This is a genomic window from Solwaraspora sp. WMMA2080, assembly GCF_027497395.1.
GTDB lineage: Bacteria > Actinomycetota > Actinomycetes > Mycobacteriales > Micromonosporaceae > Micromonospora_E.
The window spans coordinates 4149038-4161865 of sequence record NZ_CP114910.1 but is presented as its reverse complement, the minus strand read 5'-3'; the positions used below and the strand labels follow the sequence as shown (position 1 = coordinate 4161865).

Annotated in this window: 11 protein-coding genes; 5 read left to right on the top strand and 6 right to left on the bottom strand. The window is 72.0% G+C overall.

Annotated elements, in window-relative coordinates; translation table 11 throughout:
* Positions 1-279: 279 nt before the first annotated feature.
* The gene (locus O7543_RS18900) at positions 280-1173 is read left to right on the top strand and encodes a nucleoside-diphosphate kinase (RefSeq protein WP_281552625.1); all 894 of its coding nucleotides are present in this window, start codon (positions 280-282) and stop codon (positions 1171-1173) included.
* Positions 1174-1187: 14 nt separating this feature from the next.
* Here the strand turns inward: O7543_RS18900 and O7543_RS18895 are convergent, their stop codons facing one another.
* Both O7543_RS18895 and O7543_RS18890 read right to left on the bottom strand, forming a co-directional pair.
* Complete coding sequence (locus O7543_RS18895) at positions 1188-2345, bottom strand: peptidogalycan biosysnthesis protein (protein ID WP_281552626.1); 1158 nt, start codon at positions 2343-2345, stop codon at positions 1188-1190.
* Entirely contained in the window at positions 2342-3361 is a 1020-nt protein-coding gene (locus tag O7543_RS18890; RefSeq protein WP_281552627.1) for a GNAT family N-acetyltransferase, read from the bottom strand. The genes O7543_RS18895 and O7543_RS18890 overlap by 4 nt, the downstream gene beginning before the upstream one ends.
* 43 nt (positions 3362-3404) lie before the next feature.
* Between O7543_RS18890 and O7543_RS18885 the strand changes: the two genes are divergently transcribed.
* The 4 genes from O7543_RS18885 to O7543_RS18870 are packed head-to-tail and all read left to right on the top strand — an operon-like array spanning position 3405 to position 9709.
* Complete coding sequence (locus O7543_RS18885; protein ID WP_281552628.1) at positions 3405-4619, top strand: hypothetical protein; 1215 nt, start codon at positions 3405-3407, stop codon at positions 4617-4619.
* A 5-nt stretch (positions 4620-4624) separates the two neighbouring features.
* Positions 4625-6532, top strand: coding sequence for an aminotransferase class I/II-fold pyridoxal phosphate-dependent enzyme (locus tag O7543_RS18880; protein WP_281552629.1), 1908 nt, complete (start codon positions 4625-4627; stop codon positions 6530-6532).
* Positions 6529-8496, top strand: coding sequence for a DUF4910 domain-containing protein (locus tag O7543_RS18875; protein ID WP_281552630.1), 1968 nt, complete (start codon positions 6529-6531; stop codon positions 8494-8496). The genes O7543_RS18880 and O7543_RS18875 overlap by 4 nt, the downstream gene beginning before the upstream one ends.
* Positions 8474-9709, top strand: a complete 1236-nt coding sequence (locus O7543_RS18870; protein ID WP_281552631.1) for an MFS transporter — start codon at positions 8474-8476, stop codon at positions 9707-9709. The genes O7543_RS18875 and O7543_RS18870 overlap by 23 nt, the downstream gene beginning before the upstream one ends.
* A gap of 45 nt (positions 9710-9754) precedes the next feature.
* Here O7543_RS18870 and O7543_RS18865 read toward each other — a convergent pair whose 3' ends face one another.
* The 4 genes from O7543_RS18865 to O7543_RS18850 all read right to left on the bottom strand — a co-directional run bounded on the left by O7543_RS18865 (position 9755) and on the right by O7543_RS18850 (position 12813).
* Positions 9755-10840, bottom strand: coding sequence for an alkaline phosphatase family protein (locus O7543_RS18865; protein ID WP_281552632.1), 1086 nt, complete (start codon positions 10838-10840; stop codon positions 9755-9757).
* A gap of 139 nt (positions 10841-10979) precedes the next feature.
* On the bottom strand, positions 10980-12140 hold the full coding sequence (locus O7543_RS18860) for an IS30 family transposase (protein ID WP_281552633.1): 1161 nt from the start codon (positions 12138-12140) through the stop codon (positions 10980-10982).
* Positions 12141-12263: 123 nt separating this feature from the next.
* Positions 12264-12527: a hypothetical protein gene (locus O7543_RS18855; RefSeq protein ID WP_281552634.1), complete on the bottom strand. Its 264-nt coding sequence runs from the start codon at positions 12525-12527 to the stop codon at positions 12264-12266.
* 13 nt (positions 12528-12540) lie between these two features.
* On the bottom strand, positions 12541-12813 hold the full coding sequence (locus O7543_RS18850; protein ID WP_281552635.1) for a hypothetical protein: 273 nt from the start codon (positions 12811-12813) through the stop codon (positions 12541-12543).
* Positions 12814-12828 lie beyond the last annotated feature (15 nt).

Sequence of the window (12828 nt, the reverse complement as noted above, 5' to 3'; positions counted from 1 at the left end):
CAACGACCCGCAAGTGACCATTCCTTGCCGGCCGCGCAACCGCTCGCTGATCCGCCGACCGACGGATTGTCCGCGCTCGACCCGGGAAGGAGGCCAGGATGAACCGCCAAGCTGTCCACACACGGCGCCCGGTCGTGAAAAAGAAGAAGCGGTGACCTGAAACAGACGACGGGTGCGGCAGCCGGCGGGTCCGGGGCCGCACCCGGCACCATGCCCGGAGCACATCCGGACCAGGCCAGGACCACACCCGACGCCATACCGCCGCGAAGGAGCCTCCGCGTGAGTGAAGCAGTCGACTGGGAACATACGGTCTTCATGCTGCTCGCCCCCGATGCCCTCGCCCGCCACCTCGGCGGGCAGATCGTGGACCGGGTGGTCGACCAGGGATTCCAGCCAATGGCGTGGCGGGTGCTGTGGCACCGGCCGGCCAACCTGGACGCGTTCCACGAACGCAACATCACCCAGGTGTGGAAGGCGTACCTCTACCGTCTCGTCGACCAGCTCTTCGACTTCGGCCCGACGGTGGCGCTTCTGGTCCGCGACGTCCGGCCCGATCCGCGACACCCCAGCCACGCCCGGCTGCGCCTGGCCAAAGGGGCGAGCGATCCTGCTGACGCGAGCCCTGGCACGATCCGTGCCGACCTCGGCTCCATAAACGTCATGCTGGCCCTGATGCACAGCTCCGACACCCCTGCCGACTCCCAACGGGAGAGCGCGGTCTTCACCGACAGCCAGTTCGGCGTCGGGTCCGGCGTCGGCGGGCGCGGCGGGTACGACGGCGGCGACCCGGCCGACCTGCGTACCCTGCTCGATCTGCTCAGCCGGAGCGCTCCCGCCGAGCGCCGGGGATATCCGCAGGTCCTGGCCGGTCTGCGCGCCCGGGTCCTTGCCCTGGCCTGGCCAGGGCTGTCCGACTCCGCCCGCCGCAGCGCGGCCGACCTGCTGGCCGGTGACCTCAGCGGTCTCGCCGCCGCCGGGGCCGGCGAGAAGGCCGCCGGGCTGCTGGCCAGCGGGCATCCCCTCGCGCCGATACTGACCGCCGAGTTCACCCCCGACCAGCCCGGCCCCGACCCGGCCCGGGTGCAGGACCTCCTCGCTGTCCACGGCGCCCGGCTCGACCCGTGGGAACGCCTCGTGCTTGCCACCTCACGCCGGTTTGCGCCGCGCCGGTGACGCCGACGCCGGGATCAGGACGTTCGCTGTCCAGGGATGAGGACGGTCGTCGACGCGGCGGCCCGCGCCGTGGCCATCAGCTCAGGATCGGTCGAGTGCAGCCAGGCCGTCAGCGGCGTACCGACGCATCCCCGGTCCTGTTTGGCCCGCGCCGCGCCCTGTCCGTAGCCGATCCGGCGGACACCCTGCGCCGAGGCGATCGGGACCGCCCCGTAGAACGCCGTGCCGAAGTACGCGAACCTCGACCGGCGATCGGTGTAGTCGTAGCCGAGGGCCAGGCACTGCCACTCGTCACCGAACGGTGCGAACAGCGCGAACCCGACGACGGCGTCCCCGGCATCGGCGAGGACCACCTGGGCGCGGCCGCCGGCGACATCCTGCAACAGCGATTCCAGCCGGCCGCGCTCGGCCGCCTCGTCGCAGCGGCCCCGGTACTTGCTGACCAACTGGCCGCGCAGTCGGGCCAGCACCGGTACGACCGGGGGGATGGCATCGCCGTGCAGATGACGCAGCCGTACGCCGTTGGCGGTGAGCCGGGCCAGCTCGCGCCCTGCTTCCGCTGCCCGTTTGCGGGGCAGCGACGCCAGGTAGGCGTCGAAACCGCCGTCGCGCACCGGAAGCTCCCAGGTCAGTGACAGTGGCATCGCCACGAACCCGGCTGCGGACAGAGCACCGGTCAGCGCCGTCGCCTCCGGTCTGGTGTAGAGGAACGCCACCGTCGCGATGCCGGCGTCCGCGGCCCAGTCCAGGATGCCGTCGACGGCTGCAGCGAGCGCGGCCGGGCTGTTCGCCGCCGGTCCGACGGGGAGGCATTCGTAGCCGGGCAGCATCACCAGCAGGTTCGGCGTCCAGCGGGACGGCTCGGGCGCGGCCCGCCTCGACAACTCGGCTCGCGCGGCACGTGACGCGTCGGTCAGCGGCAGCGCGGGAGCCGCACTGACCAGTACATGGTGCAGGTCGAACACTTCACCGGGCCGGGGGACGGGCTGCACGGTGGCGTGCAGGGCCAGGCACGCCGCGTCGCCCTGTTCGACAACGAAGGTGAGCGTACGCCCGCCGAGCCGGCCCGCCATCGCACGCAGCCAGCCCGGTGTGGTCAGCATCGGCCCGTCGGCGGCCAACCGCTCCCACTGCGGGGCGATGCCCGAATGGACGCGTAGCCGGTAGCTCACAGCCGCATCACGTAGGCGTCGAGCCGGCGGGCGGTCAGCCCGTGCCGACGTTTGAAGACGTCGTTGCTGCGCCCGCCCTCCAGGATCGGGCGGCCCAGCCGCAGCGCCAGCCGGACCGACTCGGCGAACAGCGCCGCGTACGGGCTGGCGTTGCCGTCGACACGGTATTCGACACCGCAGGTCCAGGTGTGGAAACGGCGCTGGTCGGTCAGGCACACCCCGGCCGCGACCAGCGTGCCCCGTTGACGGATGCGGAGCACGTGCGCGGCCGGGCCGAGGGCGGTGACGAACCGGGTGAACGTCTCGGTTGGGTAGAAACCGGCGTTGCCGAAGCGGGCGGCGGTCCGGTCGCACAGCTCGGCGATCTCGACCAGGTCCGCGCCGTCCGGTGTGGTCACATCGCAGACGAAACCGGCGTCGGCCGCCCGGCGCTCGTTGCGGCGCAGGTTGGCCCGGGGCCGGGGAGCCAGTCGGGCAAGGTAGTCCTCGTACGAGGTGAGGCCGGTCAGGTCGGTGGAGTAGCGGTCCACCAGGTGCCGACCGGTCAGCCCGGCGGCGGTGAGTGCGGTCGCCGTCGGGCCTGACGAGTCCACATTGACCAGCCCGTACCAGCGGGCCCCCCAGTTGCCGGCGAGCCGGCGCAGGGTGTCCAGCAGTTCGGTGACCACGTCGGTCCGGGCGACCGCGCCGAGCAGTTGGGTGTCGTAGCAGTGCCAGACGTGGCTGAGCAGCGCGCTGTCCCGTTCGATGCCGGGATGCAGGCGCCGGAGCCCGCCGATCGGGTCGGCGAGGCGGTGCAGCGCGACCGGCAGGACGGCCACCGGTCGCCCGGCCGGTTCCCGGGCCATCAGGTAGCCGAGCCGATCCAGTGGCGCGAGCGGCGCGTCGTGGTACGCCGACAGGTAACCGTCCTGATAGAAGATCGGCGTGTCACCGCTGCCAGCGACCGCTTCCCACCCGGCCCGCGCCGCCGCCCGGGGGTCGTCGTAGTGGTCGACGACTATGGAACGGCCCATGATCGCACTGTACCGGACACCGGCGGGCATCTATGGTTGCACAATGGCGTCAGTCTATTACCACACGAAGGTCGGCACGACCGAGGAATTGGCTGCGACGGCGGGGCAGCCTCTGGTCGACGTGTTACGCCGCAACGGCATCCCGGTCAACTCCGTGTTGAGCTGGCGCGATGGGCAGGTGGTGTCGGAGGACACCACGGTTGTCGGCGCCGACGACATCATCGAAGTCCGGCAGGTCCGGCATTACGATCTGAATGTGATGCGCCGCCCGAAACGGCAGGTCTACGGTGTACCCAACCCGGTCTACACCAAGAGCATCGTTTTCGACGACAAGGGCGCCATCGAGGTCCGGGGCGAGCAGTTCGACGCTCCCGCCTTCATCCAGTACGTCGAGGAAGCCTTCGTCGACAGTGTCCTGTCCCGGGAGGTGATGCGCGACGGTGACCACGTGATCGTCGGGCTGTCCGGCGGGCGGGACAGCGTCGCCTACCTGACCCTGCTGGAGCGGACCAGGGACCGGCTGCCGCCACTGAACATGACGGCCGTGACCATCACCGGCCTGCCCGACTGGGAGGAGCCGGCGACCTTCGCCGCCGCCCGTGCCTCCGGCGAACGGCTCGGGATCGAGCAGGTCATCGTCACCGCGGCGGACGTGGAGCGGGTGTTCCGGCTACGCGGCACGTTCGTCGACTCGATGAACGAGATCGTCAGCGACGAGGGCAGCCACCTGACGATGGTCATCGGCCACCAGGTGCTGCGGCGGATGCTGGAGGAGGAGGCACACGCGCGCGGCGCCGGGGTGGTGGCGTTCGGCTTCAACGCCGACGACCTGCTGGCCAGCATGGTGACCTGGATGACCAGCGGATTCCGGATGGGTGGCATCCCGACCCGGCAGATCGGCGGCCTGCGGTACATCTTCCCGCTGTACCGGATCACCAAGAAGGAACTGACGCTCTACCTGGAGTTGGTCGCGCCGGAACTGAACCGGCAGGGCACCCCGGGGCGGTTCACCACCGGGCCCGACGAGCGGTCCCTGGCGTACGGAATGACCGACCATCTGCTCGATTTGTGGCCGGGCATCGACTACTACATGTTCTCCGCGTTCGAGAACATGCAGCGCTACATGTTCCCCTTCATGGAGGCGGCCTGCCGCGTCTGCGGCGGGGTCTACCTGCAGCAGGAAGGTGTCGCCAACGCACCGGACCTCTGCGACGTCTGCGACTTCTTCGCCCGTCGCGAGCTCACCACCGTGTCCTGACCGGCATGCCGCCGACCCCGTGGTACGAGCGCTACTTCACGGCCGACTACTGGACGTTCGCCGACGACGAGTACACGGCCGAACGCACCGCCGCCGAGGTCGCCTACCTGGCGGACGTCCTGGCCACCCACGCACCCGGCCGGCGGGTGGTCGACCTGGGCTGCGGGGTCGGCCGGCACGCCGTCGGTCTGGCGCGTAGGGGCTTCGACGTCATCGGGGTGGACGTGTCCGGGTACGCGCTGCAGCGGGCCGCGAGCGCCGCCGCCGCCGCCGATGTCACCCTCGACCTGCGCCGGGTGGACCTGCTCGGCGCGCAGCCACCCGGGTGGGGGCTGCCCGACGTCGATGCGGCCATCTGCGTACAGGCGTTCGGCTGGGGGTCCGACGCCGACCAGCTCCGGCTGCTGCGCACGGTTCGCCGCCTGCTGCCCGCCGACGGTCTGCTGATCCTCGACCACTCCAATGTGCTCGCTATTGCCCGGCACTACCGGGACGAGGCACACGCGGACATCGGCGGCACCGCGTTCCACTTCCAGCGCCGCTACGACCCGGCCACCGGACGCAGCAGCGGCCGGGTCATCGTCCGCCGGCCGGACGGCACCACCGCCGTCCTCCCCGACGACGTCCGCCTCTACCACCCGACCGAGGTGGGCACCCTGCTGACCCGTGCCGGGTTCGCCGTGGCCCGGACCGACGCGGACTTCACCGCAGGTGCCACGCTGACCATGGACACCCGCTACGTCCAGTACGTCGCCCGACCGGCACCGGTGGTGGCCTCGGCGCTCGACGGCCACCGCGCGCCAGCGCCACCAGGCCCGTTGCCGAGCCCGCCACCGGGCCCGTTGCCCGGCGACGGCCCCGCCCCGGTGCCGCTCGACCTGCGCGCCGCCCCCGACGAGGCCGAACCGGTCGAACTCGCGCTGGCCGCCGCGTGGGCGTCGCTGCCCGCCGGGCCGGCCGCGATCCAGCGGGCCCGCCGCTACGACCTCGCCGACCCGTACGCCTCGCAGCGGCTCGCGCCGATCGTCGCCGCGTACCTGCGCTGGCCGCCGGGCCGGCAGCTGCCGCCGGACCGGGTCACCGCTGGCGCCGGTGCCACCGGCCTGCTGCACGCGCTGGCCCGGCTGGGCGACGGCGGCACCGTCCTGGTCGACCTGGCCGGCCATCCGGAACTGCCCGGCGCCACCGGTGGCCAGGTCCGGGCCACGTCGCTGCGCGACCCGGCGGACGCGGTGGCCGCCGTGACCCACCACCGGCCGGTGCTGACCGTCGTCGACCGGCCCGGCCTGCTCGGCCCGATGTGGACCGGGGACCAGCTGCGCCGGGTCGCGCAGGCCTGCGCAACGGTCGGCAGCGTGCTGGTCGTCGACGAGACGCTCGGTGCCTACCTGCCGCCCGACCGGAGCGCCGCCCCGCTCACCGACGAACTGCCCGGCACCGTCGTCATCCGCAGCATGTCCAAGGGGTTCTGTGCAGGCGGGCTGCGGGTCGGGTACGCCGTCGCCGCCCCGGACCTGGCCGATGTGGTCCGGCAGGTGGCGCCGCCGCTGGCGGTCAGCGCACTCGCCCTGGACCTGGCCGCCGCGCTGCTCACCCAGCAGGATCCGCTGGCCGCACTGCGGGACCGGATCGCACAGGTGAAGCCGTACGTCGAGGAGCAGTTGATCGCCGCCGGTCTCACCCCGCTGCCGACCGACCCCCGGCTGCCGTGGCTGGTCCTGCCCGGCGACGATGAGGTACGCCGGATCCTGGCCGCCCGAGGAGTGCTCGCCAAGCAGGTGCCGTCGCTGGCACCCGGTGGCCCACCGGGCGCGCTGCTGCGGCTGTCGGTCCCGCTGTCCGAGGCCCGCCTGGCCGCCTTCACCACCGCGTTCGCAGCCACTTCCACCGCCGCCCCGACGGACCGCCGATGAGACTGCCCCAGCTGGTCGCGGCGGTGCACGACGGCATCGACGTCGACGCTGCCATGGTCGACGTCGCCGAGGTCGCCCGGCACGACCGCTACCAGGCCTCGGCCGGGATCCACGCCGCGGCCGGGTACGTCGCACAGCGGGCGGCGGACGCCGGCCTGCGCGACGTCACCGTGCACACCTTCCCGGCAGACGGGGCCCGGCGGTGGTGGACCTACCAGGCCCCGATGTCGTGGACCCCGGTGCGGGCCAGCCTCCGGCACGGCGGCGAGACGCTGATTGACTACCCGGCACAGCCGTACACCCTCGCGGCGTACTCGGCACCGATCCCCGCCGGCGGCGTCGCCGCACCACTGCTGCGCTGGTCGGCGATGTGCGCCGGCACCGACCCGACCGGCGCGCTCGTGCTGCTGGACGACGTCCGCGTACCGTTTCCGGAATGCGCCCGGCGGGCGGCGGCCGGCGGCGCCGTCGCGGTCGCCGCAGACCCGCTCAGCGCCCGGACCGACCGGCTCGCCGACCAGGTCGGCCGGCTGGAACTGCTGCCCGGCACGGCGTTGGCCGGCTTCAGCCTCACCGCCGCGCAGCTCGCCAGGCTCAGCGCGGCCGCCGACCGTGGCAAGGCGGTCACCGTCGAGGTGGCGGTGGCCGGGTCGACGGCCACCATGCCGGTGGTGACCGGCGTGCTGCCGGGCGACGGCAGCGGCGACGAGTTCCTGCTCTCGGCGCACCTGTGCCACCCCCGGCCCAGCGCCAACGACAACGCCTCCGGCGTCGCCGCGCTGCTCGCGACCGCCCGGCTGCTCGGTGCCCGGCCAGTCGGCGGACCGGATCTGCGTTTCCTGTGGGCACCGGAGTTCGTCGGTGTCGCCGCGTACCTGCACGATCTTGTGGGCGGCGGTGCCGTGGCGCGGCCCAGCCTGGCGGTCAACGTGGACATGGCCGGGCAGGACCCGTACCGCTGCGGCAGCTCGCTGGTGATCGAGCGGGGGCCGGACGACGTACCGTCGTTTCTGCCGGCTCTGGCCGGACGCTGCGCCGAACTGGTGCCGGCACGGGCCCGGTCCTACAGCGGCGCGGTGCCGTGCGATCCGGGGCAGGTGGTCACCGCGCCGTTCTCCGGGGGTTCCGACCATGCGCTCGTCTCGGATGCGCCGACCGGGTGCCCGACGGTGTCCTTCGGGCACTGGCCGGACCGGGCCAACCACACCTCGGCGGACACGCTCGACATGGTCGACCCGGCTGAGCTGCGTCGCACCGTCACGGTGGCGGCGTCGACCGTGGCGGCGGTACGCGGGCGCGCGGACCCGGCGTTGGCCGCCGACGTCGCCGACGCGTGTGCCGGCTGGGCCGCCGGGCACATCCTGGCGGCGCTGCCCGGCCGGCAGCGTCCGCCGGCACCGTATCCGTACCGTGACGACGGCAGCCCGGTGCTGGACCCGGCCGGCGACGCCGCGTCGGTCCGGCGGGTGGCCCACCGCAGCGAGATCGCCGGCAGGTGTGTCAGCACGCTGACGTACGCCGGGGTGCCGGTCGGGGAGATCGTCCGTACGGCGCGCTGGCTGGCCGACGTGTCCGCCACCGCTGCCGACCGCGCGCTGTGCGTCGAGCCGTCGGCCGACGACGAGGCGTCGGGTACGGTGCTGGCCCGCGCCGCGCTCGGCCCGGTCAATCCCCGGACGCTGGCCGCCACCGACGCTGACCGCGCCTGGCTCGCCGAACGCCTGGCTGAGGATCGGGGCGGCAGCCACGCCCGCGTACTCACGCTGTTGCGAGCAGTCGACGGCCGGCGTGGCCGCCGCAGCGCGGCGTGGTGGGCGGCGCTGGCCGGCGAACTCCCTGTCTCGGTGGCGTTCGCCGACCGGGTCTTCGACATGCTGCACCGGGCCGGCTGGGTCGTCCCGGTGCCCGATCCTGAGGATCTCGACGCGGCTGAGGAGATCGATGCGACCCGTCATCCTGCGTGACCGCAACATGCGGCTGCTCCTTGCCGGTCAGGCGTTCAACATGTTCGGCAGCACGATGATGGTCATCGTGTTGGCGATCTGGATGAAGGACCTCACCGGATCCACCAGCGCCGCCGGCCTGGTCTTCCTGCTCATGGCGATCGCCGTGCTGCTGTCGCCGTTGACCGGCCTGCTGGTGGACCGCCTGCCGCGCCGGTGGCTGATGACGGTCAACGACGGGGCGATGGCGGTCCTGATCCTGGCACTGCTGACAGTGGACAGCGCGGCCGACGTCTGGCTGGTGTACGTCGTCACCTTCCTGTACGGCTGCTCCGGGCAGATCTACCGGGCCTCCCGTGGCGGACTGCTGCACTCGATGCTGCCCGACGACAGCCTCGGCAACGCCAACGGCGTACTCAGCAGCCTCAGTCAGGGGATGCGGGTGATCGGGCCGGTCGTCGGCGCCGCGCTCTACACCACCAGCGGTATAGAGGCGGTCATCCTGGTGGACGTCGCGACGTTCGCCCTGTCCGTCGCGTCGCTGGTGCTGCTGCGCCGGCCCCGGGATCTGGTCCGGTCGGCCGCCGCCACGCAGCGGGGCTCGCTGGCGACCGAGGTCGTCGCCGGGGCCCGGCACGTGGCCCGCCATCCGGTCATCCGGCGGATCGTCGTCGCCAGCGCGGTCGCGTTCGGCGGTGCCGGCATGATCAACGTGGCTCTGTTCTCGCTCGTCAGCGATGGGCTGCAGCGTCCGACCGCCATCATCGGGATCCTCGGGGGCGTCCAGGGTGCCGGCAGCGTCGTCGCCGGTCTCCTGGTCGGTCCCGCGATGCGCCGCTACGGCGAGTACACCGTGGCCTGCGCCGGCTTCCTGCTCAACGGGGTCGGCCTGGCGGCGGCCAGCACCGCCACCCTGACCGGAGTCGCAGCCGGGGCGGTCCTGGTCGGGTTGGGGTTGCCGCTGATTCTCGTCGCCGAGGTGACCCTGGTGCAGCGGCGCACCTCCGCCGAGCTGCAGGGCCGCGCGATCGTCGCGTCTGAGGCGATCATCAATACGCCGTACGCCGTATGCATCGGTGTCGGCACCCTGGTCGTCGGCACAGTCGGCTACCGGCCGATCTACTTCGCGGTCGCTGCAGTCTTCATCCTGGTGGGGGCCGCGCTGTTGCCGTTCCGGGCCCAGACGAGCCCGCAGCGGCCGGCTGACGTCTCGCCCGTCGGCATCGCCTCATAGCAGCCCCGTGTCCTAGCCGCCGCGTGTCCTGGCGGCACGGCAGTCTCAGCGGCCCCGCCAGATCGCCAGCGGCACCACCGTCTCGTCAGGAGAGTCGGCGCCGTGCTCCCAGCTCAGGCTGGTGTCCGGCACGGGGAAGCGTTCGTCTGCGGCGATCGCGATCACCGGGCCTACCCGGTCCCGCAGTGCTTCGTCGGTGGCCACGATCCGAGCCGAGGAGCCGAGTGCCGCAGCGAGTCGGCCGCCAAACTCGCCTTCGTCGCCGGGGGCCGGGTACAGCCACCGGACCCGGCCCGCCCCGCCGGCCGGGAGCAGCCGCCGTGCCGGATCGTCCAGAGCGGCCCAGGCCCGCACCAGGTCCTCGTCCGGGGTGCACCGGACCTGGCCGTGGTCCGAGTGGCCGATGACCGTCCAGCCGGCCTGCGCCCACCGGGCTGCCCGGCTGCCCAGCTCGGCCATCGCCGCCACGGCTCGTTCGTCGTAGCCGTGGCGGTGCAGGTAGTCGTCCAGGTTGACGTAGGTCCACAGGAGCATCGGTTGCCGCCGCCGCACGTCGCCGGCCTGCCCGCCGATCTGCTCGTCGACTTCTTTCATCGCGGCGTCGACCAGCAACGCCGGGTCGCGGGCCTGCCGGGCGAGCGTCTCCGACGGTGCAGCCGGGACGACGGTCGCGCCCCGGAGCAGCGCCTGCGCCCATGGGCCGGGTAGGTGGGCGATCTCCCGGGCCACCGCGCGGCACTGCACGCCGTCGCCTGCAGCCCGGTCGAAGATGGTCGGGTGCTCGATCACGAGTCTGGGGTCGCCGCCCGGGTCGGCCGGCCCCTGCGCCAACACCCGGCCGGTGACGGCGTACACCAGAGTGCCACGGCCGGGCACGCGATAGACCATCCCCGGTACGCCGTGCTGCGCCGGCCCGACTCCGGTTATGGCGGTCAGCCACGCAGTCGTCGACGTGCTCGGAAACGTGCTGGCCAACTTGGTCAACTCGGCGGTCCGCCAGCCTGCCGCCAGCGCCGCGTCATATGACAACCCGTCAACGGCAAGCATGATCACCCCACGGCGCGCCCGCGACAGTTCGTCGCAGACGACGTCGGGAATGTCCGCCAAGGAGGTGTACGTGGCCGACGGCACAGATCTTCTCCTCCTCCCCGGCATTGTGGATCATCGGCGCCACCGCCGCCGCCAGGCTGGCCGGCACCGACGCCACCATGTGAGGCTGAGATACCTTTCGACCGGGGCGGATTCAACCGGTCGTCGCAACAGTGGGTGTTCATGCTGCTGACGGGGCTGATAGTAGCTCGGCGAGGGCCTCGGCCGGGGTGCGGACACCGAGTGTCTTACGGGGGCGCCCGTTCAACTCGGCGGCGACAGCGGCGAGATGCTCGGCACTGTGGACAGAAAGGTCGGTGCCCTTCGGGAAGTACTGCCGCAGCAACCCGTTGGTGTTCTCGTTGCTACCCCGCTGCCACGGCGAGTGCGGATCGCAGAAGTAGATGTCGATCCCGGCAGCGATCGACACCTCGACGTGGCGGGCCAACTCCCGGCCCTGGTCCCACGTCACCGACCGCCGCAACTGCTCGGGCATTGTCCGGATCGCCGCGATCAACGCATCCCGCACCTGCACCGCGTCGCGCCCGTCGGGCAGGTGCAGCAGCATGCAGAACCGGGTCGACCGCTCCACCAACGTCCCGATCGCCGACGCCTGATTCCGGCCGATGATCAGGTCGCCCTCCCAGTGGCCGGGCACCGCCCGGTCGGCGACCTCCGCCGGCCGGTCCCGGATGTTGACCATGTCCGACAACCGGCCCCGCCGCTCACGCTCACGCCGACGCGGCCGCCGCAACGCCCGCCCCGTGCGCAGACACGCCGCCAGTTCCCGCCGCAACGCGCCCCGGCCCTGCACGTACAACGACTGGTAGATCGTCTCCGGTGAGATCCGCATGCTCTCATCGTCGGGGAACGCGGCCACCAGCCGCAGACTGATCTGCTCCGGTGACCACCGCAACGTCAACCAGTGCTGCACCACCATGTGTAGCCGCTCGTCGGCGGCCAGCTTCGCGACCTTCGGCCGTCTTGCCCGTTGCCTGGTCATCTTCTCGGCAGGTCCGGCCCGGTAGGGGCCCCGCCAACCCTTGTTGCGGGTGACCTCCCGACAGATCGTCGACGGCGAGCGACCCAACCGGGTCGCGATCGACCGCTGCGACTCGCCCCGCGCCAAGGCCAGGGCGATCTCCTCCCGCTCATCGAACGACAGGTAGCGGCCCGACGCCGCTCGAGGTCCGTTGCTCTTCACCCCACCAGCCTGGGCGAACCACCGCAGCTCAGTGGGATGGGTGACCCCGGCGTGTCGTCCCGCCTCCTCGTTCGACATCCCCAGCCGGACGGCGTCCCAGAACGCGACCCGCCGGAACCGGGGCAGTGATCTAGACATCGCAACTCCCTTGATCAACTCAGGTGTTGCGACGACCCCTTGAACCCGAGCCGGTCGAAAGGTATCTCAGCCTCACATGATCTTGATGATCCCGGCTCGGCGGGTGTAGGGGGAGGGGGCCGGTCAGGGTGAGCCGTGCGGGAGGACCCGGTAGCCGAGTTGCTGGCCGTAGGTCATCAACGGGCGCAGGGTGGGGACCAGTTCGGTCGCCTCGGTGGACCAGTGGTGTCCCCGGTTGCCGTCGAGTCGGCGGTGACGGGCCGATGTCGTCTGCCGTTGTTGGTGCAGCTCGCGTCGCAGGTGGTGCAGCCGGTGGGAGGCTGTGGACCGGCCGGAGCGCCAGTCGAGCCAGCGTAGCCACCAGTCACGTAGCATTTCGGTGATCATTTCTCTCCCTTGATCAATTGGTCGATGGTCGGGTTTCTGCGCGCCGGGGCAGTCGGTAGAGTCCGTGGCGCTGGACGAATATCTCCCGCCGTTCGGCGGCGTTGCCGTACCGGTCGATGACGTATCCGGCCAGCCAGATCCACCCGTCGTAGGTCCATTTGCGGTCGACGGCGATGACCCGGAGTCGGATGGCGCGGTCGTCGGCGAACTGGACGCTGGCTTGCCGGCCGATGATCAGCACGTCGCCGGGTTTCGGCTCCGGCGTGGCGAGCAGCCGGCTACTCACCGGGCCGATCCGCTA